Consider the following 23769-nt stretch of genomic DNA (forward strand, 5'->3'; position numbering starts at 1 on the left):
ACGTACAGGATGGCGTTGACCACCTCGAAGTTGTCCAGCCGCACGTTGCCCCGCTGGCGTGGCAGCAGTGGAGCGATCTGTTCGAATTGCTCGCGAGTCAGTTGCATCGCAACAGTTTCGAGCCAAGTCCACTGCCTTGTCAACTTGCGTTAACAGGCCCTAGGGTTTTCCCGCGGCTCAACTGTCGGCCGCTTGACTGCCGGCCTTGACGTCTCCCGCAATGATCCGTAGCGCCGATGCAGGCAAGTCCTTGCCGCATCACCCGATCGATCGCACCGATCCATTCGCTGATCATTTGCCGGAGACCTGAACCATGAGCAAGCCCAAAGTCATCGTGACCGTTGCCCCCACCGGAGGCATGGCCAACAAGAAGATGAACCCGAACCTGCCGACGCAGCCGCAGGAAATCGCCGACGACGTCTACCGCTGCTACAACGCGGGCGCCAGCATGGTGGCCGTGCACGCGCGCCGCACCGACGACCAGGCGACCTGCGAGCCGGCGGTCTACTCGCGCATCAACCAGCTGATCCGCGACAAGTGCGACATCGTCCTGAACAACTCCACCGGTGGTGGCATCGATGGCGACATGGTGCGCGAACTGCCCAACGGCCTGTGGGAGATCATATGGGAGGAGCGCCTCAAGGGCATGATGGCCGAGGGCGTCGAGATGTGCACCCTGGATGCCCAGACCGTCATCGCCAGCTTCGACCAGAAGGAAATCCTGGTCGCCACGCCGCCGTCGCGCATCCGCCAGATGGCGCAGATGATGAAGGAGCGCGGCATCAAGCCCGAATGGGAGGTGTTCAGCCTGCATGACATCGTGCAGGACGTACCGCGCGCGCTGGCCGAGGGCGCGGACGACGAGCGCCCCTTCATCAACATCGTCATCAACGCCCGCGCCTTCCAGGGCGGACTGCCCTACACGCCCAAGCTGCTGCACACCCTGGTGGATTACCTGCCCAAGGGCTGCGTGTTCAACGTCAGCGGGATCGGTCCGGCGCAGTTGCCGGCCTCGATGCACGCCCTGCTGCTGGGCGGCCATGTGCGCGTGGGCCTGGAAGACAACCTGTACTACGAGCAAGGCGTGCTGGCCACCAACGTGCAACTGGTCGAGCGCCTGGTGCGACTGGTCCGCGAAATGGGCTTCGAGCCGGCCACGCCGGCCGAGGCACGCGAAATCATCGGCCTGCGCCCGCTGCGCTGAAACCAACCCGGATACATCATGCAAGTCATTCAAGCCCACCCATTTGAAACGGCGGAACAGTCCGTACTGCGCCCGCGCGCTTCCAGGCTGATCGCTGGCCTGGCGCTGGCCTTGCCGGCGCTGTTCGGTGCAGCCGCTGCGCAAGCGCAGACAGTGACGATCAAGTTCTCGCATTTCCTGCCGGCCAACTCCAACTTCAACCAGAAGGTGGCCCTGCCCTGGTGCGCCGCGATCGAGAAGGATTCGGGCGGCCAGCTCAAGTGCCAGCTGTATCCCTCGCTGGCGCTCGGAGGCACGCCGGCCCAGCTGGCCGACCAGGTCAAGAACGGCGTCGCCGACGTGGTCTGGACCTCGCCGAGCTATTCGACCGGCCGCTTTCCGCGCACCGAGGCGCTCGAGCTGCCGTTCACCCTGCCGGGCGATGGCCTCAAGGGTTCGCGCGCCATGTGGGAATATGTCCAGAAACACGCACAGGCGGAATACAAGGACTACAAGCTGCTGGCCATGCACAGCGGCTCGAACCTGGTCATCAGCACCGCCAGCAAGCCGATCATGTCGGCCGATGACCTCAAGGGCCTCAAGCTGCGCAGCCCGTCGCGCTTCTCGGCGCTGTTCCTGTCGGCGATCGGCAGCACGCCGGTCACCATGCCGCTGGCACAGGTGACCGAAGGCATCTCCAAGGGCGTGATCGACGGCGCCATGATCCCCTGGGAGGTGCTGCCGTCGGTCAAGGTCGACGAAGTGACCAAGTACCACATCGAAGGCGCAGCTACCCAGCCGGGCTTCGGTCAGGCACCGATGGCCTTCATGATGAACAAGGCCAGGTACGACAAGCTGGCGCCGGAACTCAAGGCCGTGATCGACAGGCACAGCGGTCAGGCGCTGGTCGAGCTGGCCGGCAAGGTCTGGGATGAAGGCAATGCCGAGGCGCGCAAGAAACTTGCCGCCCAGGGCAACAAGACGCTGGTGATCAAGGACGCCGACTACAACGCGCTCAAGAAGGCTACAGCCTCGGTCGAGGCCGACTGGATCAAGCAGGCGACCGCCCGCGGCCTGGACGGCAGCCTGCTGGCCGCCGAAGTCCACGCCATCGGCGACAAGCATCTGCGCAGCAAGTGATGCGATCGGCCCCCGCCCGCTTCCGCAGCGGGGGCCACGGGCGGCGGCCGCTTGCTACGGCCCGCCTGTGCCGTGTCTTATTCGTCCGGCGTGAAGCCCGAGGCCTTGACCACCGGGCCCCACTTGTTCAGCTCGCTCTTGACGATGCGGGCGAAATCGGCCTGGGTCTGGCCGTCGACATCGAAGGACATCTTTTCCAGCGCGTCATTGAGCTGCTTGGCCTTCAGCGCCTTGTTGACGGCCGCATTGAGCTTGGCCACCACCTCGGCCGGAGTCTTGCTCGGCACGAACACTGCAAAGTACTCATCGGCGGCGACATCCTTGAAGCCGCTCTCGGCCATTGTGGGCACGTCCGGCAGATAAGGCGAGCGCTTGCTGCCGCTGACCGCCAGGATGCGCAGGCGACCGGAGTTGGCATGCGGCAACACCTCGGACAGCACGTTGACCCCGGCCTGGACCTGGCCGCCGAGCAGGTCGCTGACCAGCGGTGCACCGCCCTTGTAGGGGACATGGTTGAGCTGCACCCCGGCAGCGCGGCCCAGCATCACGCCGACGAAATGCGGCGTGGCGCCGGCGGCAGGCGAACCGTAGTTGGCATCCTTCGGGTTGGTCTTGACCCAGGCAATGTAGTCGGACACCGTCTTCACGCGGGCCGGCACGGCCGAACTCACGCTGAAGGCAAAGGACACCGTGGCAGCCGAGGTCACCGGGATGAAGTCGGCCAGGGTGTCATAGCCCAGCTTCTTGTAGACATGCGGGTAGATGGTCAGGATCGAGGCCGGGGTCACCAGGATCTCGGAGCCGTCGGCCTGGCCAGCCTTGACCGCCTGGGCGCCAATGCGGCCCGCGGCGCCCGGCTTGTTCTCGACGATCACGGTCGGCGCGTAGCTGCCGGCGAGCTGCTGGGCCAGCTGGCGCGCCACCGCATCGGCCGCGCCGCCGGCCGGGAAGCCGACCACGATCCTGGCGGGCTTGTCGATCACGGTCTGGGCCTGGGCCAGCGGCGCGAAGGCGGTGGTGGTGGCGGCGGCGACGCTGGCAATGATGAGGTGGCGGCGATGCAACATGGGGTTCTCCTGTCGGATTGTTGTGATGGACGCCCGCATGATCGATCCAACCGTCAATGGCGACAGTCTGCGCCACGACAGTTCACACTGGGGTTAACACCCAGTCCAGCCACTTTCTTCGAGGACTGGAAAGCGCGCCGAGCAGCCGGGTAGGCCAGCAGGGGGGGTAGTCACCGGATCGGGGACTTTTCAGCCCCTCACCACCCGCAGCACCTCTTGGCCATAGGCCTCGAGCTTCTTCTGCCCCAGACCCGGAATCCCTTCGAGCTCGGACAGGCGCTGCGGCTGCTGCTCGGCGATGGCGCGCAGGGTCGCGTCGTTGAAGATGATGTAGGCCGGCAGGTTGTGCTCGCGCGCGACCTGGGCGCGCCAGGCCTTGAGCGCGGCCAGCGTCTCGCGCGCGGCCAGCGTCAGCGTGGCTTCGGCCGCAACCACGCGCTGGCGCGCAGCAGTCCGGCTGCGTCCGCCCGGTTGCGCCGTCTGCACCCGCACGAAGACCTGCTCCTCGCCCTTGAGGATGGCGCGCGCGGCCTCGCCGAGGCGCAGGGTGTTGAAATGCTCGGCATCGACCCGGATCGCCTCGCGCGCGATCAGCTGGCGCGCGAGGCTGCGCCACTCGCTCTCGCCGAGGTCGGCGCCGATGCCGAAGGTGCTCAAGGCCGCGTGGCCATGCTGCTCGACCTTCTCGGTCTTCTTGCCGCGCAGGATGTCGATCAGGTGGCCGGCGCCAAAGGCCGCGCCTCCGGCCTGCTGCACCCGGTAGATGCAGGACAGCAGCTTGCGCGCGGCCTCGGTCGCGTTCCAGGTCTGCGGCGGATGCAGGCAGTTGTCGCAGTTGCCGCAGGGCTGGGACTTCTCGCCGAAATAGGCCAGCAGCCGCACGCGGCGGCAGTCGGTCGCCTCGGCCAGCGCCAGCAGCGCCTCGAGCTTGCCGCGCAGCACCTGCTTGAATTCCTCCGCCGCCGGGCTTTCGTCGATCATGCGGCGCTGGTTGACCACGTCCTGCAGGCCGTAGGCCATCCAGGCGTCGGCCGGCTCGCCGTCGCGGCCGGCGCGGCCGGTCTCCTGGTAGTAGCCCTCGATGTTCTTCGGCATGTCGACATGGGCGACGAAGCGCACGTCGGGCTTGTCGATGCCCATGCCGAAGGCCACGGTCGCGACCATGATGAGGCCCTCCTCGCGCAGGAAGCGGTCCTGGTGCCGCTGGCGCGTGGCCTGCTCCAGGCCGGCGTGGTAGGGCAGCGCGTTGAAGCCGGCCGCCGCGAGCTGGGCCGCGACATCCTCGACCTTGCGCCGCGACTGGCAATAGACCACGCCGGCGTCATGGCCGCTGGTGCCCATGTGCTCGTTGCGGATGAAGCGCTGCAGCTGCTGCAGGCTGTCCTTCTTCTCGACGATGGTGTAGCGGATGTTGGGCCGGTCGAAGCTGGAGACGAAATGGCGCGCCTCCTCCAGCCGCAGGTGATGCACGATGTCGGCGCGCGTCAATTCGTCGGCAGTGGCGGTCAGCGCGACGCGCGGCACGTCGGGGAAGCGCTCGTGCAAGGTGGCCAGGCCGCGGTAGTCGGGCCGGAAGTCGTGGCCCCACTGGCTCACGCAATGCGCCTCGTCGATCGCGAACAGGCTGAGCAGGCCGCGCTCGTGCAGGGCCTGCAGCTGGGCCATGAAGCGCGCCGTCGTCAGGCGCTCGGGCGCGGCATAGAGCAGCGTGATCTCGCCGCGCTGCAGCTGGCGCTCGATCTCGGTCGCCTGCTCCTGCGACAGGCTCGAGTTGAGATAGGCCGCGCTGACGCCGGCCTCGATCAGCGCGCCGACCTGGTCGTGCATCAGCGCGATCAAGGGCGAGACCACGATGGTCACGCCCTGCCCCGCGCGCTGGCGCAGGATCGCCGGCACCTGGTAGCAGAGCGACTTGCCGCCGCCAGTCGGCATCAGCACCAGCGCGTCGCCGCCGGCCGAGACATGCTCGACGATGCCGGCCTGCGGGCCGCGGAAGGCCTGGTAGCCGAAGACCTCGCGCAGGACTTCCAGCGCCGCAGAGGACAGATCGGTGCTCAAGTGCGGTGCTCCAGGAAACGCTTGCGCCAGAAATAGAAGGCCAGGCTGACGGCGATCACCACCATCGCGGCCAGCGCCCACCAGAAACCCGCCTGCAGGTGAAGCAGCGGGATGAAGTCGAAGTTCATGCCGAAGATGCCCGCGATCAGGTTCAGCGGCAGGAAGATGGCGGTCAGCACCGTCAGGATGCGCATGATCTCGTTGGTGCGGTGGCCCTGGGCATTGAAATGCATCTGCACCGCGACCTCGGCGCTCTGCTCGAGCCGGCGCACATGGTGCACCACGCGCTCGATATGCTCGAGCACGTCGCGGCTGCGCACCTTGAGCAGCTCGTGCGCGCGCTGGTCGGCCGGCAGCGCGGCCTCGGGCCAGCTGTCGAGCGCCTCGATCCAGTCCTGGATCGCGCTGCGCTGGTCCTCGCAGATCTCGTCGAGCTGGTGCAAGGCCAGCCGCGCCTGCAGCAGGCTGCCCCAGTTGTTGAAGCGCGAATTCGGGCTCAGCAGCTCGGACTGCCAGTGGTCGAGCTGGCGCGTCAGCTCGCGCCGCAGCTCGAGGTAGCCGTCGACCATCTGGTTGACCAGGCGCAGCATCAGGTCGCCGCTGCTGCTGGGCATGAAGCGGATCGCCGCGCTGCGCCCGGGCTCGGTGACCTCGGCCTGGCCGCTGGCGGTCAGCGCCAGCAGGCGGGCGGCATAGCTGTCGCGCACCGCGCAATCGGTCGGATGCACGGTCAGCAGCACCTGGTCGAACAGCGCGAAGCCGACCGGGCTGGTATCGATGCGGCGCAGCACCGGCGGACCGCCGCGGCGCGGCAGATTCTCGAGCGCCGGGCTGTAGGGATCAGCCTCGATGTCGCTGCGGCCCTGGGCCAGTCGGCGGAACACCAGCAGGTCGTACTGCGCGGTGTAGTCGTAGTGCGAAGGCAGCTGGTTGTTGAGCAGGTCGGACAGGTGCAGGTCGACCAGCGCGCTGCCGCAGAGCTGCTGCAGGCAGGCCTGGACCTCGGCCTGCAGCGACTCGAATTCGCGCCGCCCGAGCGCGATCCAGAGGAAACCGTGTTCAGGCAGCGCCGTCGGCAGGACGGCGCTTTCGCGGATGCTGAGCTCGGCGAGGTGGAAGACGCGCATCGGAGCGGAGCAGCCTCAGGCCTGCTGGCGCAGCAGGCGGGCGGCGTCGCGGGCGAAGTAGGTCAGCACGCCGTCGGCGCCGGCGCGCTTGAAGGCCAGCAGCGACTCCATCATGACGGCGTCATGGTCGAGCCAGCCGTTCTGCGCGGCGGCCTTGAGCATCGCGTACTCGCCGCTGACCTGGTAGGCGAAGGTCGGCGCCTTGAACTCCTCCTTGACCCGGCGCACCACGTCGAGGTAGGGCATGCCGGGCTTGACCATCACCATGTCGGCGCCTTCGGCCAGGTCGAGCGCGACCTCGCGCAGCGCCTCGTCGGTGTTGCCCGGGTCCATCTGGTAGACCTTCTTGTCGGCCTTGCCGAGGTTGGCGGAGCTGCCGACCGCGTCGCGGAACGGGCCGTAGAAGGCGCTGGCGTACTTGGCGCTGTAGGCCATGATACGGGTGTGGACATGGCCGTTGGCCTCGAGCGCCTGGCGGATCGCGCCGATGCGGCCGTCCATCATGTCGGACGGGGCAACGATGTCGACGCCGGCTGCGGCCTGGGCCAGCGCCTGGCGCACCAGCACCTCGACCGTGGCATCGTTGATGATGTAGTTCTGGCCGTCGAGCAGGCCGTCCTGGCCATGGCTGGTATAGGGGTCGAGCGCGACGTCGGTCATGATGCCGAGGTCGGGCAGCTCGGCCTTGAGGCGGGCCACCACGCGCGGGATCAGGCCGTCGGGGTTCCAGGCCTCGCGGCCATCGGGGGTCTTGAGCGCCGGGTCGATCACCGGGAACAGCGCCATCACTGGAATGCCGAGCTCGACGCATTCGCGCGCCACCGGCAGCAGCAGGTCCAGGCTCAGGCGCTCGACGCCGGGCATGGAGGCGACGGCCTCGCGCCGGCCCTCGCCCTCGAGCACGAACACCGGGTAGATCAGGTCATGGGTGCTCAGGTGGTGCTCGCGCACCAGGTTGCGGGTGAAAACGTCACGACGCAGGCGACGCGGACGCGACAGGGGATAGGGTGCGATGTGAGTGCTCATGGCGGGTATTGTGGCAAATGTGGGATCGGGGTCAGACCGGGTCGACATGGGTCAGGATATTGAGCACCGGATGCCGCTCCAGCACGCGCGCCTGCACGGCCTCGGCGATCTCGTGGCCCTGGCGCACGCTAAGGTCGCCATCGATCTCGAGATGCACGTCGACCAGCAGCATGTCGCCGGTCTTGCGCGTGCGCAGGTCGTGCACGCCGAGCACGCCCGGAGTGGCGAGGATCTCGCTCCTGATCGCCTGCCTCTCGGGCTCGGAAGCCGCGTGATCGGTCAGGTCGTTGAGCGCGCCCCAGAGGAATTCCCAGCCCATCCTGAGCACCATCAGGCCGACGAGCAGCGCCGCGATCGGGTCGAGCAGGCCGTAGCCCAGCAGGTTGCCGCCGATGCCGAGCGCAACCACCAGCGAGGAGGCGGCGTCGGAACGCGAATGCCAGGCATTGGCCTCGAGCAGGCTGGAGCGCAGGCGGCGGGCGACCGCGAGCAGGTAGCGGAACAGGCCCTCCTTGGCGGCCAGCGTGAACAGCGCGACCCAGAGCGCGACCCGGTCCACCTGCGGGATCGAAGCCGGTGCGAGCAGCTTGACGCCGGCCGACCACAGCATGCCGACGGCGACGGCCAGCAGCAGGGCCCCGACCACCAGCGAGGCGGCATTCTCGTAGCGCTGATGGCCATAGGGATGATCGGCATCGGGCGCCTTGCGGCTGTACTGGATCGCCAGCAGCACGACGAAGTCGGACAGCAGGTCGGACAGCGAATGGATGCCGTCGGCCACCAGCGCCTGCGAGGCCGCGAACAGGCCCACCACCACCTGGGCCAGGGTCAGCGCCAGGTTGACCGCCACGCTGATCCAGGTGCTGCGCTGGGCCTCGCGCCCGCGTTCGGGATGGTCCCAGCCGGCTCCCGATTGCTGCCACTCATTGATTCCCATGCAAGGCCCTTGCTCCGACATGCCGGCGCGGACGGCCGCGCCCGCGCATCCGGCCACTATCTTAAGTATGCGCGCGTGACAGGACTGCAGGCCAGGGTCCGTCGGAAGCATGGTGCATCGACTGTGGCCAGGCAAGGTTTTTACGTAAAAATATTACGTCATTGATTTACTTATTTATGGTGCAACCAGCGTCAGGCCAGATGATCTGCGTGCTGGATGTCATTTCTCTGTCGCACGAGGCGGGATTTCAACAGCCCGATCCGGCGCAGAAAACCCCTCGGCCCGGCTCAGACCAGCCAGGCCGGCCCGGCAGGTCGCTTCCAGACTTTGTGCCTGCCGCCGTAGCGCGCCAGCGTCTGTTGCGAGGGCCTGCGACAGGGCCGCGCCGAGACCGGCGGGCCAGACGCAAGTCGGCAGGCCAGGCAGTTCCCAGGCGTCCAGGTAGGCGGCCAGCTTGCGCGACTGGCCGCTGCCGCCGGTCGGAACCAGGCTCAGGCGCGGCAGTCCGAAGGCAGTGGCGACGATGCGGGCATGCAGACTGCTCGCGACGCAGGCGCGGCTGCCGGCGATCAGCGCGCAGAGATCCCACAGCCGGCCCGACGGCAGGATGCGCAGCGATGGCGCCGGCAGCCTGGCCGCCAGGCGCCGCAGCGTCGCGGGATCGTCATGCCAGGGCGCCAGGCCGGCGCAGAACAGCACCAACCCCATGCCGGTCGCGGCCAGCAGCGGCTGCAGTTGGACGGCCAGCAGGTCCAGGCAGGCATCGTCGGCCAGTTCGGGACCGAGCTGCAGCGCCAGGTAGCCGGACGGGAAGGCCGCGCGCACGGCGGCGATCTCGCCCATGTCGGCGCGCTGGCGGACCTGCCGGCCGAACAGCTCGGCGACCCGCACCGCCGGGTCGGGCAACAGGCGGGCGGCCATGCCGGCCTGGGCCAGGGTCACCTGCGTGATGCGGTCGCGCACCGAGACGAAGGACGCCGCGCGCAGCGCGGCCAGCACCTCGGCGCGCAGGGCCTCGGGCGCCTGCGCCAGCCCGACGCCGCCGACCCCGGCGAAGGCGGTGCGGCACAGGCCAGGCAGGCGCACGGACGAGGCGACATAGGGCGCCAGCGCAGTCCCCACGCTGCCCCTGACCCAGTCCGCGCGCTCGGCGGGACGCGGCTCCAGGTAGGCGATCACGGCCTGCACCTGCTCGGGCGCCAGCAGCATGACGGCGGCCTGCCAGGCGCTGCAGTCGAGGATCTCGCCGCCGACATGCAGCAGGTCGGGCCGGCGCGGCGCGAGTTCGGCCAGCAGATCCGGCAGGGAGCGCACGGCCAGGCCGTCCCAGCGCCGCAGGTCGCGGTCCGCCAGGCCGGCGAAATGCAGCTCGCGCCCGGGCCACTGAGCGGCGGCAACCCGGGCCAGCAGCAGGTCGCCAAAGTTGTGCCGGTCGAAGGCACCGAACAGGATCAGGGGACGGTCCATGCCCCATTCTGGCCGGCAAGGCGGGGCTTGTGCAGCCTGCTGGCCAGACTCGCCAGACAAGCCATGCCGGATCGCAGGCCGCTCCCATGCAGCCTCGTGCGCCAAAAAAAACGGCGCCCCGCAGGGCGCCGTCTCATTCCACTTCAGGCCTCGATCAGGCAGCGGCCTTGACCTGCAGGCGCCAGGCGTGCAGCAGCGGCTCGGTGTAGCCGCTCGGCTGCTCCTTGCCCTTGAACACAAGGTCGAGTGCCGCCTGGTAGGCCGCGCCCTCGGGGTTGGCGACCAGGCTCTTGTAGGCCGGATCGCCAGCGTTCTGCTGGTCGACCTTGGCCGCCATGCGCTCGAAGGTCGCGCGCACCTGGGCCTCGCTCACGACGCCATGGTGCAGCCAGTTGGCCATGTGCTGGCTGGAGATGCGCAGCGTGGCGCGGTCTTCCATCAGGCCGATGTCGTGGATGTCGGGCACCTTGGAGCAGCCCACGCCCTGGTCGACCCAGCGCACCACATAGCCCAGGATGCCCTGCGCGTTGTTGTCGAGCTCCTGCTGGCGCTCCTCGGCGCTCCACTTGGCCTCGGCGACGACCGGAATGGTCAGCAGGTCGGCCATCAGCTTCTCGGCCAGCGCGGCATCGCGGGTGTCGCCGCTGGCCTCGATCTGCTGCTGCACCTCGGCCACGCTGACCTGGTGGTAATGCAGCGCGTGCAGGGTGGCGCCGGTCGGGCTGGGCACCCAGGCGGTGTTGGCACCGGCCTTGGGATGGCCGACCTTCTGCTTGAGCATTTCGGCCATCAGGTCGGGCATGGCCCACATGCCCTTGCCGATCTGGGCCCGGCCGCGCAGGCCGCATTGCAGGCCGATCAGCACGTTGCGGCGCTCGTAGGCGGCGATCCAGGCGCTGCCCTTGATGTCGCCCTTGCGCATCATCGGGCCGGCCAGCATGGCGGTGTGCATCTCGTCGCCGGTGCGGTCGAGGAAGCCGGTGTTGATGAAGGCGACCCGGCTGGAAGCGGCGGCGATGCAGGCCTTGAGGTTGACCGAGGTGCGGCGCTCCTCGTCCATGATGCCGAGCTTGACGGTGGAATCGGGCAGGCCGAGCAGCTGCTCGACGCGGCCGAACAGCTCGGCGGCGAAGCCGACCTCGGCCGGGCCGTGCATCTTGGGCTTGACGATGTAGACGCTGCCAGTGCGGCTGTTGCGGATGCCGTTGACGCCATGGCCCTGCAGGTCGTGCAGCGCGATCGTGGTCGTGACGACGGCATCCATGATGCCTTCGGGGATCTCGCGCACGCTGCCGTCGGCATCGGTCCAGAGGATGGCCGGGTTGGTCATCAGGTGGCCGACGTTGCGCACGAACATCAGGCTGCGGCCGTGCAGCCGCACCTCGCCACCGTTCGGCGCGGTGTAGAGGCGGTCCGGATTCAGGCCGCGCGTGAGCTGCTGGCCGCCCTTCTCGAAGGTCTCGGTCAGCGTGCCCTTCAGGATGCCGAGCCAGTTCGAGTAGCCCAGCACCTTGTCCTCGGCATCGACCGCGGCGACCGAGTCCTCCAGGTCGAGGATGGTCGAGAGCGCGGCTTCCATCACCAGGTCGCTGACGCCGGCGGCGTCGCTGGAGCCGATCGCGGTGCTGCGGTCGATGATCAGGTCGAAGTGGATGCCGTTGTGCTTGAACAGCAGCGACTTCGGCGCGGCGGCATCACCCTGGTAGCCGGCCAGCTGGGCGGCGTCCTTCAGGCCAGTGACGCTGCCGTCCTTCAGGCTGACCTGCAGCGCGCCATTGGCGACGGCATAGCCGGTCGCGTCATGGTGGGAGCCGGCCGCCAGCGGCGCGGACTGGTCGAGGAAGTCGCGCGCGAAGGCAATGACCTTGGCGCCGCGCACCGGGTTGTAGCCCTTGCCCTTCTGGGCGCCGTCGGTTTCGGGGATGGCATCGGTGCCGTAGAGCGCGTCGTACAGGCTGCCCCAGCGCGCGTTGGCGGCGTTGAGCGCGTAGCGCGCATTGGTGATCGGCACCACCAGCTGCGGGCCGGCCTGGGTCGCGAGCTCGGCATCGACGTTGGCGGTCGTGACCTGGGCCTCCGGCTGCGGCAGCAGGTAGCCGATCTGCTCGAGGAAGGCGCGGTAGGCCGGCATGTCGGCGATCGGGCCCGGGTAGGCCAGGTGCCAGGCATCGAGCTCGGCCTGCAGGCGATCGCGCTCGGCCAGCAGCGCGCGGTTCTTCGGCGCCAGGTCGGCGACGATGGCGTCGAAGCCGGCCCAGAAGCGGGCGGAGTCGATGCCGGTACCGGGCAGCACCTGGTCTTCGATGAACTGGTGCAGTTCCTGGGCCACCTGCAGGCGGTGGATGGTGAGGCGGGCGTTGCTGTTCGAGCGAGCGTTCATGTTCAAGTCTCCAGACGGTTTCGACCGACAAGCCAGGCAAGGTCCATGCCGACTTGTCCACAGCCCCAATGTATGCGAGTTCCGTGACTGGATTCGACGGCAGTTTGCAATTTCAGTCGTGACTTTTTCTTACATAATCCACAAAATTATCCCAAGACTCATCGATAAAAACCACCAAATCACGGGCCAGCATGGACAAGCTCAAGGCGATGGAAACCTTTGTCGCGGTGGCGGCGCGCGGCAGCCTGGCCGCGGCGGCGCGCGCCGAGGGGGTGGCACCGGCCGTGATCGGGCGCCGGCTCGACCTGCTCGAGGAGAAACTGGGCGTCAAGCTGATGCTGCGCACCACGCGCCGCATCACGCTGACGCACGAAGGGGGTGCCTACCTGGAGGACTGCCAGCGCCTGCTGGCCGAGATCGCGAGCGCCGAGGCCAGCGTGAGCGCCGGCGGCGCCCGGGCCAGCGGCCGGCTGCGGCTGACCGCGCCGGCCGGCTTCGGCCGGCGCCATGTCGCGCCGCTGGTGCCGCTGTTCCGCGAGCTGCACCCGGATGTCGCGATCTCGCTCAACCTGAGCGACCGCGTGATCGACCTCGCGGGCGAGGGCTATGACTGCGCGGTGCGCGTCGGCGACCTGCCCGACTCGTCGCTGATCAGCGTGCGGCTGGCCGACAACCGGCGCCTGTGCGTGGCGGCGCCGCGTTACCTGCAGCGCCACGGCCGGCCGGAGCATCCGCAGGAGCTGGCGCGCTTCGACTGCCTGGTGCTGTCATCCGATGCCTCGCAGACGCGCGGCTGGGCCTTCCGGCTGCCCGGGCGCGGCGGCAAGCCGGAACAGCTGGTCCACCTGCGGCCGGACGGACCGTTCGACTGCACCGACGGCCAGGTGCTGCACGAATGGTGCCTGGCCGGGCATGGCATCGCCTGGCGCAGCACCTGGGAGGTGGAATCCGACATCGCGGCCGGGCGCCTGGTCACCCTGCTCGATGACTACGCGGCGGCGCCCAACGGCATCTATGCGGTGTTCCCGCAGCGCAAGCACCTGCCGCTGCGGGTGCGGCTGTGGGTCGATTTCCTCAAGGCGCGCTACGGCCAGCCAGGCTTCTGGCAAGGACGCGGCGGCTGAACGCGGCCAGCGGCAGGCCGGCGAACAGGCCCACGCCATCGGCCAGCCAGTCGGCCCAGTCGCCGCTGCGCCAGCCGGTGGCGGCCTGGGCCAGCTCGATCGCGCCGCCGAAGGCCAGCAGGCTGAACACCAGCAGGCCGATCCGGCGCGGATAGGCCAGCGCGCCGAGCAGCGCCAGCGTGGCGAAGGCCAGCGCATGCTGCGCCTTGTCCCAGAAGGTGAAGGCCTGCTTGGGCAGATAGGCGGTGGGCGACAGGGTCAGCGCAATGACGATCAGCACCAGCAGCCAGAAAATCCGGCGGGCCCAGCGCTGCAAGGGGTCGCGGGCCGGCGCTGCGGCCGGACCGAGGTCGCGCTTCATTCCTGGCCGGCCTGTTGCAGCCGCTCGCTCTTCCAGTAGACATCGTCGCCGCCGTTCATGCGGTTGAGCACGCGCGCGAGCACGAACATCAGGTCGCTGAGTCGGTTCAGGTACTGGCGCGGGGCTTCGTTGATGGCCTCCTCGTTGCCGAGTGCCACCACCTGGCGCTCGGCGCGGCGGGCCACGGTGCGGCAGACATGGGCCAGGGCGGCGGCGCGGCTGCCGGCCGGCAGGATGAACTCCTGCAGCTTGGGCAGCTGGGCGTTGTAAGCGGCCAAGGCCTCGTCGAGCGTGAGCACAGCCTCGGCCTTGAGCAGCTCGTAGCCCGGGATGCTGAGCTCGCCGCCGAGGTTGAACAGCTGGTGCTGGATCTCGACCAGCAGCGCGCGCACATCGGCCGGCATCTCCTCGCACAGCAGCAGGCCGATCTGCGAGTTGAGCTCGTCGACATCGCCCATCGCGTGCACGCGCAGGCTGTTCTTGCTGACGCGCTGGTTGTTGCCGAGTCCGGTGGTGCCGGCATCGCCGGTGCGGGTAGCGATTTGCGTGAGTCGGTTGCCCATGGCGGTTCCGTTTCGTGAGGGATGACGTGAGGGGACCCGAGGCACCGGGCCTCAGGACTTGGACCGCTTCTGTGCGGCCGGCTTGTTCTTCCTGGCGCTGCCCTTGGCTGCCGGAGCGGCCTTGGCACGCCGGGCCTGGCTGGACTTGGCCGACGACTGGGTCGACTTGACTGCCTTGGCGGCCTTGGCAGATTTGCCACCGGCAGCGCGCAGGGCAGCCTTGCCGGTCGCCGCCTTGCCGGCCTTGGCCTGGAGCGGCTGGCAGACTGGCGGCTTGGCCTGGCGCGACTTGGTGGCGGCTTTGCCGGCGTTCTTGCCAGCGCTCTTCGCGGCCTTGACCGGACGGCAATCCTGGCTGGCGACCTGGCGTGCCGGGACTGGCGGCACGGCCGCGTGGCGGACCTGGGCCAACGGCAGGGCCGATGCCGCGGCTGGCGCCAGGGCGGCGGTGGCTGCTGCTGCTGCCGGCGCCGCATGGCGGCCCAGGCCCTGCTCGAGCGCCTGGACATCCTGGTTGGCGCTGGGGCGCAGCCGCAACAGCTCGCTGCTGCCGCTGCGCAGCAACAGGCCGCGGTCCCAGCGGAAGTTGTCCACCATCATCAGGGCCGAGTTCAGGAAGGCCTCGGAGCGCGGCGGCTTGTCGCAAGTCCGGTGGTTGCTGCCGTATTTCGAGACCCGGAACAGCCCCTGGGCATCGCGCTCGACCCGGCCCGAGAAATAGTTGCAGCCGCCATCGACCCAGAGCTGGCCGTTGGGGCGCAACACCAGCCGCGGGGGACGCGAGCTGTCGGACAGCAAGGGTTGGCCAGCCAGCTCGACCACGTCCCAGGCCTGCTCGAAGGGCTGGGCCAGGCCGGACGGCAAGGTCTGCGCCAGGGCATCGACCGGCAGCGTGGACTGCTGCGAGCTTGGGGACGGCTGCGCCCCGGCGACATTCAGGTAGGCCAGCGCCAGCAGGCCTAGCCAGCGGACAGATGCGGAGCGGAATCTCATAACAATCCTGTGCGGGAGCAACCCATGCCAACCCGCGACGCAGGTCCGATTCTCATTTTCTCAGATTGAAGATCGACATCGCCCGGTGCAGGGCTTTCATTCGCCCGGGCCGCGCAGCCGCTCGATCAGGCCGTTGAGCTCGTCGAGCGAGCCGAACTGGATCGCGAGCTCGCCCTGCTGCTCGATCTGGCCGTGGCGCTTGACGCGCTTCCTGATCCGGACCTCGACCGCCGCGGTCAGCAGGTCGGACAGCTGTTCCTCGACCCGCAACAGGTCGCGCGACTTGGCGGCCTTGGTCGTCGGCGCCGGGGTCTCGGAGCCTGCGCCGAGCTTGCGCACCAGGCCCTCGGTCTCGCGCACCGACAGCTTGCGCGCGTTGATCTGGTGCGCGGCGCTGATCTGGGCCGCGCGCTCCAGACCCAGCAAGGCGCGCGCATGGCCCATGTCGAGGTCGCCCGCCATCAGCATGGTCTGGACCGGTTCGGCCAGGTTCAGCAGGCGCAGCAGGTTGCTGGCGGCGCTGCGCGAGCGACCGACAGCCTGGGCTGCCTGCTCATGCGTGAGGCCGAACTCGCTGACCAGGCGCTGCAGGCCCTGGGCCTCCTCGAGCGGATTGAGGTCCTCGCGCTGGATGTTCTCGATCAGCGCCATCGCGGCGGCGGCCTCGTCCGGCACGTCGCGCACCAGCACCGGAACCTGCTCGAGGCCGGCCAGGCGCGAGGCGCGGAAGCGCCGCTCGCCGGCAATGATCTCGTAGACGGGCCGGGTTCCACGTGGCACCGCGGCCAGGCCCTGCTGCTGTTGCCAGGCCGCCAGTCGGCGCAGGCCCTCGGCCTCCGCGAGCGGGCGCACCAGGATGGGCTGCATGATGCCCTGCGCCTTGATGCTCTCGGCCAGCTCGTAGAGCGCGCCTTCGTCCATGCGCGTGCGCGGCTGGTAGCTGCCCGGCACCAGGTCGCTCAGGGCGAGCTGGCTCGGCAGGTCGGCGCTGGCCGCATCGAGGCTGGTGCTCTCGTCGAGCTTGGGACCGAGCAGGGCTTCCAGGCCGCGACCGAGTCCCTTGAATTTTTTCGTCGCCATGAGGGGCTCCATCTTCTGTCAGGCTGCGCCAGCCAGCCAGGGCTGGAGCAGCGCATGGCCTTCGGGCCAGTCGCCCAGGCCGGAATCGGCATTCAGGTGGCCGCGCGCGCCGGCATCGACCAGGCGGCTGCCCCAGTCCCGCGCGAGTTGCTCGGCACGCTCGAAGCGGCAGCGGGGATCGTCCCGGCTCGCGACCAGCAGGCTGGGAAAAGGCAGCGGATCGCGCAGGATCGGCGCCCAACCCGGCAACGCCGGCGCCAGGTCGGGCTGCTCGACATCGCCCGGCGCCACCAGCAGCGCGCCGCGCACCTTGTGCGCATGGCGCGAGAACCTGGCCCAGGCCGCCACCAGCACGCAGCCCAGGCTGTGCGCGACCAGCAGGACCGGCCGCTCGCTGTCGATCACGGTCTCGTCCAGCCGCGCCAGCCAGTCGCCGCGGCGCGGCTGCTGCCAGTCATGCTGCTCGACGCGGGCGTAACCGTGCAGCGCCTCCCAGCGGCTCTGCCAGTGGTCGGGGCCGCTGCCCTGCCAGCCCGGCAGCATCAGCACCTGCGGCGCGACTTGGTCGGCATTCGCCTGTTTCACGTGGAACATGGCTCAGAGGGTCTGGATGCGCTCGACCATCTCGCGCGCGAACTCGACGAAGGCCTTGCTGCCCTTGGCCGAAGGGTCGAACACCACGCCCGGCAGGCCGTAGCTCGGCGCCTCGGCCAGGCGCACGTTGCGCGGGATCACGGTCTGGAACACCTCGTCGCCGAAATGCTCGAACAGCTGGTCGCTGACCTGCTTCTGCAGCATGGTACGGGCGTCGAACATCACGCGCAGCAGGCCGATCACCTTGAGCTCGCGGTTCAGGTTGGCGCGCACCTGCTTGATGGTGTTGACCAGGTCGGACACGCCCTCGAGCGCGAAATACTCGCACTGCATCGGCACGATCACGCCATTGGCCGCACACAGGCCGTTGAGCGTCAGCAGGCTCAGCGAGGGCGGGCAGTCGATCAGCACGAAGTCGTAGTCGGCCGCGACGGCCGCCAGCGCCTGCTTGAGGCGCTGCTCGCGCTGCTCGAGGCTGACCAGCTCGACCTCGGCACCGGCGAGCTCGCGGTTGGCGCCCAGCACGCGGTAGCCGCAGGCCTCGGCAGCGACGGCGGCCTCGGCGACCGTTGCCTCGCCGAGCAGCACGTCGTAGACGCTGAGCTCGAGCTCGCGCTTGTTGACGCCCGAGCCCATGGTCGCATTGCCCTGCGGGTCGAGGTCGATCAGCAGCACGCGCTGGCCGATCCTGGCCAATCCGGCAGCGAGGTTGACGCAGGTGGTGGTCTTGCCGACGCCGCCCTTCTGGTTGGCAATGCAAAAGATCTTGGCCATGGTGGGACTAGCTAAAACGGGGAAATTGCAGGAAGAAGCACAGGGCGCGCGGGTGGAGGCGCGGTCCCGAGGTTGGCGTCGAGTTTAAGGGCTTTCCCGGATAAGGACTGCGACAAGGCGGTGACGGTTGGACGCAGCGACCGGGACGCCAAGGCGGATCGAAGGCCGGATGCCGCAGGCTGGGCTGGCGCCCGAGCCTGCGAGCAGGGGCCCGGATTCAGTCCGCCTTGGGGCGGATCCAGATGATGCAGCGCTCGGCGTCGAGTCCCGGCACCTGCAACTGTTCCACGTGGAACAGCTCGAGATCGGGTGCCAGCGCGGCGATCTCGTCGACCGGATGCTTGCCCTTCATCGCGAGCCAGACGCCCTGCTCGGCCAGCGCCTGGCGCGACCAGCTGGTGAAGTCGAGCAGCGAGGCGAAGGCGCGCGAGCTCACGACATCCCATTGCTGCTTGAGGTTCTCGACCCGGGCGTGGATGCCGTGCAGGTTCGGCAGCCGCAGCGCGGCGGCGATCTGCTGGATGAACAGCGCCTTCTTGGCCACGGTGTCGACGCAGCTGACATCGAGCTCGGGGCAGACGATCGCGAACACCGCGCCCGGCAAGCCGGCGCCCGAGCCGACGTCGAGCAGGCGCGGCTTTTCCAGCCCGGCTGCGGCCAGATGGCGCCGCAGCGGTGCCACTGCGGCCAGGCTGTCGAGCAGGTGGTGCGTCAGCATCTCCTGCGGGTCACGCAGCGCGGTCAGGTTGTAGACCTTGTTCCACTTAGCGACCCAGTCCTGGTAGGCCAGCAGCTTGGCCACCTGATCGTCGCTCAGCTCCAGGCCCAGGTCTGCGATGCCGGCGCGCAGGCCGGCTTCCAGCGGATGTGCGCTCATGCCTGCACCTCGCCGTTCTCCGCGCTGGCAGGCAGCTCGGCAAAGCCCTTGAACTTGCCGCGCTTGAGGTGGATCAGCAGCAGCGAGATGCTGGCCGGCGTGATGCCCGAAATCCGCGACGCCTGGCCCAGGGTCTCGGGCCGGTGCTTGGCCAGCTTCTGGCGCGCCTCGATGCTGAGCGCGGCAACCTGCAGGTAGTCGAGCTCGGCCGGCAGCTTGAGATGCTCGTAATAGGCGGCGCGCTCGACCTCGCCCTTCTGGCGCTCGATGTAGCCCGAGTACTTGGCCGCGATCTCGACCTGCTCGACCACCGCCTCGTACTGGTCGTCCAGTGTTTCACGTGAAACCGGGGCTGGCGCGCCGTCCCGGCCCTTGGCGGCGAAGCGGCCGCCTTCCATCGCCATCAGCTCGGCATAGCTGACGCCAGGACGGCGCAGCAGGTCGAACAGCTTGTATTCGTGGTCGATCGCCTTGCCCAGCACGCGCTCGGCCTCCGCCGCCGACAGCGTGGCCGGATTGGCCCAGGTCGACTTCAGGCGCTCGGTCTCGCGCGCCACCGCGTCGCGCTTGCGGTTGAAGGCGTCCCAGCGCGCATCGTCGACCAGGCCCAGGCGGCGCCCGGTCTCGGTCAGGCGCATGTCGGCGTTGTCCTCGCGCAGCTGCAGGCGGAACTCGGCGCGGCTGGTGAACATGCGATAGGGCTCGGTCACGCCCTTGGTGATCAGGTCATCGACCAGCACGCCCAAGTAGGCCTCGTCGCGCTGCGGACACCAGGCGCCCTCGCCGCGCACCTGCAGCGCAGCGTTGATGCCGGCGAACAGGCCCTGCGCCGCGGCTTCCTCGTAGCCGGTAGTGCCGTTGATCTGGCCGGCAAAGAACAGGCCATTGATCTGCTTGGTCTCGAAGCTGCTTTTCAGCTCGCGCGGATCGAAGTAGTCGTACTCGATCGCATAGCCCGGGCGCAGGATGTGGCAATGCTCCAGGCCCTTGATCGAGCGCACCAGCGCGAGCTGGATGTCGAACGGCAGGCTGGTGCTGATGCCGTTGGGATAGAACTCGTGCGTCGTCAGGCCCTCGGGCTCGAGGAAGATCTGGTGGCTGTCCTTGTCGGCGAAGCGGTTGATCTTGTCCTCGACGCTCGGGCAGTAGCGCGGGCCGACACCCTCGATCTTGCCGGTGAACATCGGGCTGCGGTCGAAGCCGCTGCGGATGATCTCGTGCGTGTGCTCGTTGGTATGCGTGATCCAGCAGGGCAGCTGCTGCGGGTGCATGGAGGCATGACCCATGAAGCTGAACACCGGCACCGGCTGGTCGGCCGTGGTCGAACCCGGCATGCCGTCGCCCGGCTGCTCGGTGCACTGGCTGAAGTCGATGCTGCGGCCGTCGAGGCGCGGCGGCGTGCCGGTCTTGAGCCGGCCCTGCGGCAGCTTGAGTTCCTTCAGACGCGCCGACAGGCTGACCGAAGGCGGGTCGCCGGCGCGACCGCCGGCATGGTTCTCGAGCCCGACATGGATCTTGCCGTCGAGGAAAGTGCCGGCCGTCAGCACCACCGTGCGGGCGCGGAAACGGATGCCGATCTGCGTTACCGCGCCGACCACGCGGTCGCCCTCGACCATCAGGTCGTCGACCGCCTGCTGGAACAGCGTCAGGTTGGGCTGGTTCTCGAGCATGCGGCGGATCGCGGCCTTGTACAGGATGCGGTCGGCCTGGGCCCGGGTCGCGCGCACCGCCGGCCCCTTGCTGCCGTTGAGGATGCGGAACTGGATGCCGCTCTCGTCGGTCGCCAGCGCCATCGCGCCGCCGAGCGCGTCGACCTCCTTGACCAGGTGGCCCTTGCCGATGCCGCCGATCGAGGGGTTGCAGCTCATCTGCCCCAGCGTCTCGATGTTGTGGCTCAGCAGCAGGGTCTGGCAGCCCATGCGCGCGGCGGCGAGCGCGGCCTCGGTGCCGGCATGGCCGCCGCCGACGACGATGACATCGAATTCCTGGGGATATAGCATGGAAAATGGAGTAAGTCGGAGCCTGCGCTCCCGGGAGGGACAGGCGCAATTTTACCGACGCCCTCCATTTCCTGCCCAGCCATCCGCACCAGGCAGGTTTCACGTGAAACAATGCCTGCCACCGATCCCGCGGACAGGCCCTGTCCAGGCGGGCCAGACCGCTTCCCATGACAGCCAGCATCCACAGCCATCGACCGCCCGCCCTGAACTGCCGCCCCGGCTGCGCCGCCTGCTGCATCGCACCCTCGATCAGTAGCCCGATGCCCGGGCTGCCGCAGGGCAAGCCAGCTGGTGTCCCCTGCCCTCATCTCGACGCCGAACTGCGCTGTCGCCTGTTCGGCCAGCCCGAGCGGCCCGCCGTCTGCGGCTCGCTGCCGCCGAGCCACGAGATGTGCGGCGAGTCGCGCGAGCAGGCGATGGTCTATCTGCAAAGGCTCGAAGCCGCGACCTGCCCGGACCCGGACTGACACCGGGGCGACAGGTCGCGGCCGCCCGCACCAACTTGCATCGCGGGCACCGATCCTGACCGTGCCAGGCAGTGATGCGCACAAGCCTGGGGAACAGGAGTACCCAATCCACGCATAGATTGTGTACAAAGCTGGCATGGCGCTTGCGTGGTTGGGGACATGAGCCTCACCACGCCCCCTGCCAATTCCGCACTCGAGCTGGTCGGACTGACCAAGCGCTATGGCAATGCCTTCACTGCGGTCGATGCGATCGACCTCAGGATAGCGGCCGGCAGCTACTGCTGCCTGCTCGGCCCCTCGGGCTGCGGCAAGAGCTCGACCCTGCGCATGATCGCCGGCCACGAGACGGTGTCCGAAGGCGACATCCTGCTCGGCGGACGCAACATCACGCAGGCGCCAGCGGCGCAACGCGGCACCGCGATGATGTTCCAGAGCTATGCGCTGTTCCCGCACCTGAGCGCGCTCGACAACGTCGCCTTCAGCCTCAAGATGCGCGGCATGGGCAAGGCCGAGCGCCAGCGCAAGGCGCAGGAGCTGCTCGAACGGGTCGCGCTCGGCGCGCTCGCGCAGCGCAAGCCGGCTGAACTGTCGGGCGGACAGCAGCAGCGGGTCGCGCTCGCCCGCGCCCTGATCACCCAGCCCAAGGTGCTGCTGCTCGACGAGCCGCTGTCGGCGCTCGACCCCTTCCTGCGCGTGCAGATGCGGGCCGAACTGCGCCGCTGGCAGCAGGAGCTCGGGCTGACCTTCATCCATGTCACCCACTCGCAGGAAGAGGCCATGGCGCTGGCCGACCAGATGGTGGTGATGAACCAGGGCCGGATCGAGCAGGCCGGCAGCCCGCGCGAGATCTTCAACCAGCCCGCGACCGAATTCGTCGCCCACTTCATGGGCGGCCACAACGTGATCGACAGCGACGGGCAGCGCCTCGCGATCCGCTGCGACCGGATCGCGGTGCATGACATCGCGGTGCCGCCGGACCAGCGGCCCAGCCTCGAGGGCCGGGTCTGCGACATCGAATACCAGGGCAGCCATGTGCTGCTCGGGGTCGAGACCCTGGACGGCGCATCCGAGCCACGCAAGAAGCTGCTGGTCACGCTGCCGGAAGCCGAATTCCTGCAGCAGCCGCTCGACCTGCGCCAGCCGGTGCGGCTGTCCTGGCGCCCCGAGCAGGCCCATGTGCTGGCCGCATCCGGTCTCTGAAACCGTTTCCCTCCCCGTTGCCTGACGGCCTCAGGTTCTCCCATCCTCTTCAGGAGCTTTCGTCCATGAGCCACGACACCGACAAGACCCGCAGCGAACCCCAGCGCCGCCAGATCCTCAAGGGCGCTGCCGCCGTGCTGGCCAGCGGCATGTTCCCGGCCATCCACGCGCAGGAAAAGATCACGCTGCGCTACCTGGGCACCGCAGTCAACCAGGACAAGACCATCGCCGAGAAGTTCGAGGCCGACACCGGCATCAAGATCCAGTATGTCGCCGTCACCACCGACGAGGTGGCCAAGCGCGCCATCACCGCACCGAACAGCTTCGACCTGATCGACACCGAATACTTCAGCCTCAAGAAGATCATCCCGACCGGCAACCTGCTCGGCATCGACAGCCGCCGCATCAAGAACGCCGACAAGATCACCCCGCTGTTCACCCAGGGCACGGTGGCCGGCAAGGTGGTCGGCGACCAGGGCACGGCGCCGAAGAAGGTGATGTACCTGGAAAAGCCCGACAGCAGGAAGTTCGCCAGCGCGCCGACCCCGTTCATGACGCTGATCCCGACCGTCTACAACGCCGACACGCTGGGCATCCGCCCCGACCTGATCAAGCGCCCGATCAGCTCCTGGGCCGAGCTGCTCAACCCCGAGTTCAAGGGCAAGGCCGCGATCCTCAACATCCCCTCGATCGGCATCATGGACGCCGCGATGGTGGTCGAGGCCATGGGCCTGTACAAGTACCCGGACAAGGGCAACATGAGCAAGGCCGAGATCGACCTGACGATCAAGACCCTGATCGAGGCCAAGAAGGCCGGCCAGTTCCGCGCGCTCTGGAAGGACTTCAACGAGTCGGTCAACCTGATGGCCTCGGGCGAGGTGGTGATCCAGTCGATGTGGAGCCCGGCCGTGACCGCCGTGCGCACCAAGGGCATCGCCTGCAACTTCCAGCCGCTCAAGGAAGGCTACCGCGCCTGGGCCGCCGGCTTCGGCCTGCCCAAGACCCTGTCGGGTCGCAAGCTCGATGGCGCCTACGAGTTCATCAACTGGTTCCTCGACGGCTGGGCCGGCGCCTACCTGAACCGCCAGGGCTACTACAGCGCCGTGCTCGACACCGCCAAGGCCAAGATGGAAGCCTACGAATGGGCCTACTGGATGGAGGGCAAGCCCGCCGCCAAGGACATCAAGAACCCGACCGGCGAGGTGCTGGCCAAGGCCGGCAGCGTGCGCGACGGCGGCAGCTACGAGCAGCGCATGGGCAGCATCGCCTGCTGGAACGCGGTCATGGACGAGAACGAGTACATGGTGCGCAAGTGGAACGAATTCGTCGCGGCCTGACGGCCTGAAGGTCA

21 protein-coding genes are annotated in these 23769 nt (G+C 68.5%); 6 read left to right on the top strand and 15 right to left on the bottom strand.

Features of this window, described 5'->3' with window-relative positions:
* Window positions 1-313: 313 nt before the first annotated feature.
* Window positions 314-1204 (top strand): beta-keto acid cleavage family enzyme, encoded by an 891-nt coding sequence (locus tag C6P64_RS05450; RefSeq protein ID WP_105747585.1) that lies wholly within the window; start codon window positions 314-316, stop codon window positions 1202-1204.
* A gap of 18 nt (window positions 1205-1222) precedes the next feature.
* Window positions 1223-2323, top strand: a complete 1101-nt coding sequence (locus tag C6P64_RS05455) for a TRAP transporter substrate-binding protein (protein ID WP_105747586.1) — start codon at window positions 1223-1225, stop codon at window positions 2321-2323.
* A 77-nt stretch (window positions 2324-2400) separates the two neighbouring features.
* Here the strand turns inward: C6P64_RS05455 and C6P64_RS05460 are convergent, their stop codons facing one another.
* The 7 genes from C6P64_RS05460 to C6P64_RS05490 all read right to left on the bottom strand — a co-directional run bounded on the left by C6P64_RS05460 (window position 2401) and on the right by C6P64_RS05490 (window position 12385).
* Window positions 2401-3390 (bottom strand): Bug family tripartite tricarboxylate transporter substrate binding protein, encoded by a 990-nt coding sequence (locus C6P64_RS05460; RefSeq protein ID WP_170073047.1) that lies wholly within the window; start codon window positions 3388-3390, stop codon window positions 2401-2403.
* Window positions 3391-3579: 189 nt separating this feature from the next.
* Window positions 3580-5448: a DNA helicase RecQ gene (gene recQ, locus C6P64_RS05465; RefSeq protein ID WP_245911636.1), complete on the bottom strand. Its 1869-nt coding sequence runs from the start codon at window positions 5446-5448 to the stop codon at window positions 3580-3582.
* Complete coding sequence (locus C6P64_RS05470) at window positions 5445-6575, bottom strand: magnesium transporter CorA family protein (RefSeq protein ID WP_105747588.1); 1131 nt, start codon at window positions 6573-6575, stop codon at window positions 5445-5447. The genes recQ and C6P64_RS05470 overlap by 4 nt, the downstream gene beginning before the upstream one ends.
* A 15-nt stretch (window positions 6576-6590) precedes the next feature.
* Window positions 6591-7601 carry a porphobilinogen synthase gene (hemB, locus tag C6P64_RS05475; protein WP_105747589.1) on the bottom strand — a complete coding sequence of 337 codons (1011 nt, stop codon included), beginning with the start codon at window positions 7599-7601 and terminating at the stop codon, window positions 6591-6593.
* 31 nt (window positions 7602-7632) lie between these two features.
* The gene (locus C6P64_RS05480; protein WP_105747590.1) at window positions 7633-8538 is read right to left on the bottom strand and encodes a cation diffusion facilitator family transporter; all 906 of its coding nucleotides are present in this window, start codon (window positions 8536-8538) and stop codon (window positions 7633-7635) included.
* A gap of 219 nt (window positions 8539-8757) precedes the next feature.
* The gene (locus C6P64_RS05485; protein WP_105747591.1) at window positions 8758-10005 is read right to left on the bottom strand and encodes a polysaccharide pyruvyl transferase family protein; all 1248 of its coding nucleotides are present in this window, start codon (window positions 10003-10005) and stop codon (window positions 8758-8760) included.
* A 154-nt stretch (window positions 10006-10159) separates the two neighbouring features.
* Window positions 10160-12385, bottom strand: a complete 2226-nt coding sequence (locus C6P64_RS05490; protein WP_105747592.1) for a malate synthase G — start codon at window positions 12383-12385, stop codon at window positions 10160-10162.
* Window positions 12386-12576: 191 nt separating this feature from the next.
* Between C6P64_RS05490 and C6P64_RS05495 the strand changes: the two genes are divergently transcribed.
* Window positions 12577-13509 (top strand): LysR family transcriptional regulator, encoded by a 933-nt coding sequence (locus tag C6P64_RS05495; RefSeq protein WP_105747593.1) that lies wholly within the window; start codon window positions 12577-12579, stop codon window positions 13507-13509.
* Here the strand turns inward: C6P64_RS05495 and C6P64_RS05500 are convergent.
* The 8 genes from C6P64_RS05500 to mnmG form a co-directional block, all read right to left on the bottom strand.
* Window positions 13460-13870 (bottom strand): VanZ family protein, encoded by a 411-nt coding sequence (locus C6P64_RS05500; protein WP_105747594.1) that lies wholly within the window; start codon window positions 13868-13870, stop codon window positions 13460-13462. The two genes, C6P64_RS05495 and C6P64_RS05500, sit on opposite strands and share 50 nt — an antisense overlap.
* Window positions 13867-14433, bottom strand: a complete 567-nt coding sequence (locus tag C6P64_RS05505) for a cob(I)yrinic acid a,c-diamide adenosyltransferase (protein WP_105747595.1) — start codon at window positions 14431-14433, stop codon at window positions 13867-13869. Before C6P64_RS05505 ends, C6P64_RS05500 begins: the two co-directional genes overlap by 4 nt.
* Window positions 14434-14484: 51 nt before the next feature.
* Window positions 14485-15426 carry an META domain-containing protein gene (locus C6P64_RS05510; protein ID WP_105747596.1) on the bottom strand — a complete coding sequence of 314 codons (942 nt, stop codon included), beginning with the start codon at window positions 15424-15426 and terminating at the stop codon, window positions 14485-14487.
* A 96-nt stretch (window positions 15427-15522) separates the two neighbouring features.
* The gene (locus C6P64_RS05515; RefSeq protein WP_105747637.1) at window positions 15523-16506 is read right to left on the bottom strand and encodes a ParB/RepB/Spo0J family partition protein; all 984 of its coding nucleotides are present in this window, start codon (window positions 16504-16506) and stop codon (window positions 15523-15525) included.
* Window positions 16507-16524: 18 nt separating this feature from the next.
* Entirely contained in the window at window positions 16525-17100 is a 576-nt protein-coding gene (locus C6P64_RS05520) for an RBBP9/YdeN family alpha/beta hydrolase (protein ID WP_105747597.1), read from the bottom strand.
* A gap of 3 nt (window positions 17101-17103) precedes the next feature.
* Complete coding sequence (locus tag C6P64_RS05525) at window positions 17104-17874, bottom strand: ParA family protein (RefSeq protein ID WP_105747598.1); 771 nt, start codon at window positions 17872-17874, stop codon at window positions 17104-17106.
* A 217-nt stretch (window positions 17875-18091) separates the two neighbouring features.
* Window positions 18092-18751 carry a 16S rRNA (guanine(527)-N(7))-methyltransferase RsmG gene (gene rsmG / locus C6P64_RS05530; RefSeq protein WP_105747599.1) on the bottom strand — a complete coding sequence of 220 codons (660 nt, stop codon included), beginning with the start codon at window positions 18749-18751 and terminating at the stop codon, window positions 18092-18094.
* Window positions 18748-20751, bottom strand: a complete 2004-nt coding sequence (mnmG, locus tag C6P64_RS05535) for a tRNA uridine-5-carboxymethylaminomethyl(34) synthesis enzyme MnmG (protein WP_105747600.1) — start codon at window positions 20749-20751, stop codon at window positions 18748-18750. Before mnmG ends, rsmG begins: the two co-directional genes overlap by 4 nt.
* Before the next feature lie 167 nt (window positions 20752-20918).
* On the opposite strand from mnmG, the gene C6P64_RS05540 reads away from it, so the two are divergent.
* The 3 genes from C6P64_RS05540 to C6P64_RS05550 all read left to right on the top strand — a co-directional run bounded on the left by C6P64_RS05540 (window position 20919) and on the right by C6P64_RS05550 (window position 23755).
* Window positions 20919-21218, top strand: a complete 300-nt coding sequence (locus C6P64_RS05540; protein WP_105747601.1) for a YkgJ family cysteine cluster protein — start codon at window positions 20919-20921, stop codon at window positions 21216-21218.
* Between the two features lie 159 nt (window positions 21219-21377).
* Entirely contained in the window at window positions 21378-22418 is a 1041-nt protein-coding gene (locus C6P64_RS05545) for an ABC transporter ATP-binding protein (RefSeq protein WP_105747602.1), read from the top strand.
* 65 nt (window positions 22419-22483) lie between these two features.
* Window positions 22484-23755 carry an ABC transporter substrate-binding protein gene (locus C6P64_RS05550; RefSeq protein ID WP_105747603.1) on the top strand — a complete coding sequence of 424 codons (1272 nt, stop codon included), beginning with the start codon at window positions 22484-22486 and terminating at the stop codon, window positions 23753-23755.
* Window positions 23756-23769 lie beyond the last annotated feature (14 nt).

The sequence above is a fragment of the Malikia granosa genome, assembly GCF_002980595.1.
GTDB classification, from domain to species: domain Bacteria; phylum Pseudomonadota; class Gammaproteobacteria; order Burkholderiales; family Burkholderiaceae_C; genus Malikia; species Malikia granosa.

Coding starts and splice junctions, on each gene's coding strand:
- C6P64_RS05450 (WP_105747585.1), top strand. CDS start 314: ATGAGCAAGCCCAAAGTCATCGTGACCGTTGCCCCCACCGGAGGCATG.
- C6P64_RS05455 (WP_105747586.1), top strand. CDS start 1,223: ATGCAAGTCATTCAAGCCCACCCATTTGAAACGGCGGAACAGTCCGTA.
- C6P64_RS05460 (WP_170073047.1), bottom strand. CDS start 3,390: ATGTTGCATCGCCGCCACCTCATCATTGCCAGCGTCGCCGCCGCCACC.
- C6P64_RS05470 (WP_105747588.1), bottom strand. CDS start 6,575: ATGCGCGTCTTCCACCTCGCCGAGCTCAGCATCCGCGAAAGCGCCGTC.
- hemB (WP_105747589.1), bottom strand. CDS start 7,601: ATGAGCACTCACATCGCACCCTATCCCCTGTCGCGTCCGCGTCGCCTG.
- C6P64_RS05480 (WP_105747590.1), bottom strand. CDS start 8,538: ATGGGAATCAATGAGTGGCAGCAATCGGGAGCCGGCTGGGACCATCCC.
- C6P64_RS05485 (WP_105747591.1), bottom strand. CDS start 10,005: ATGGACCGTCCCCTGATCCTGTTCGGTGCCTTCGACCGGCACAACTTT.
- C6P64_RS05490 (WP_105747592.1), bottom strand. CDS start 12,385: ATGAACGCTCGCTCGAACAGCAACGCCCGCCTCACCATCCACCGCCTG.
- C6P64_RS05495 (WP_105747593.1), top strand. CDS start 12,577: ATGGACAAGCTCAAGGCGATGGAAACCTTTGTCGCGGTGGCGGCGCGC.
- C6P64_RS05500 (WP_105747594.1), bottom strand. CDS start 13,870: ATGAAGCGCGACCTCGGTCCGGCCGCAGCGCCGGCCCGCGACCCCTTG.
- C6P64_RS05505 (WP_105747595.1), bottom strand. CDS start 14,433: ATGGGCAACCGACTCACGCAAATCGCTACCCGCACCGGCGATGCCGGC.
- C6P64_RS05510 (WP_105747596.1), bottom strand. CDS start 15,426: ATGAGATTCCGCTCCGCATCTGTCCGCTGGCTAGGCCTGCTGGCGCTG.
- C6P64_RS05515 (WP_105747637.1), bottom strand. CDS start 16,506: ATGGCGACGAAAAAATTCAAGGGACTCGGTCGCGGCCTGGAAGCCCTG.
- C6P64_RS05520 (WP_105747597.1), bottom strand. CDS start 17,100: ATGTTCCACGTGAAACAGGCGAATGCCGACCAAGTCGCGCCGCAGGTG.
- C6P64_RS05525 (WP_105747598.1), bottom strand. CDS start 17,874: ATGGCCAAGATCTTTTGCATTGCCAACCAGAAGGGCGGCGTCGGCAAG.
- rsmG (WP_105747599.1), bottom strand. CDS start 18,751: ATGAGCGCACATCCGCTGGAAGCCGGCCTGCGCGCCGGCATCGCAGAC.
- mnmG (WP_105747600.1), bottom strand. CDS start 20,751: ATGCTATATCCCCAGGAATTCGATGTCATCGTCGTCGGCGGCGGCCAT.
- C6P64_RS05540 (WP_105747601.1), top strand. CDS start 20,919: ATGACAGCCAGCATCCACAGCCATCGACCGCCCGCCCTGAACTGCCGC.
- C6P64_RS05545 (WP_105747602.1), top strand. CDS start 21,378: ATGAGCCTCACCACGCCCCCTGCCAATTCCGCACTCGAGCTGGTCGGA.
- C6P64_RS05550 (WP_105747603.1), top strand. CDS start 22,484: ATGAGCCACGACACCGACAAGACCCGCAGCGAACCCCAGCGCCGCCAG.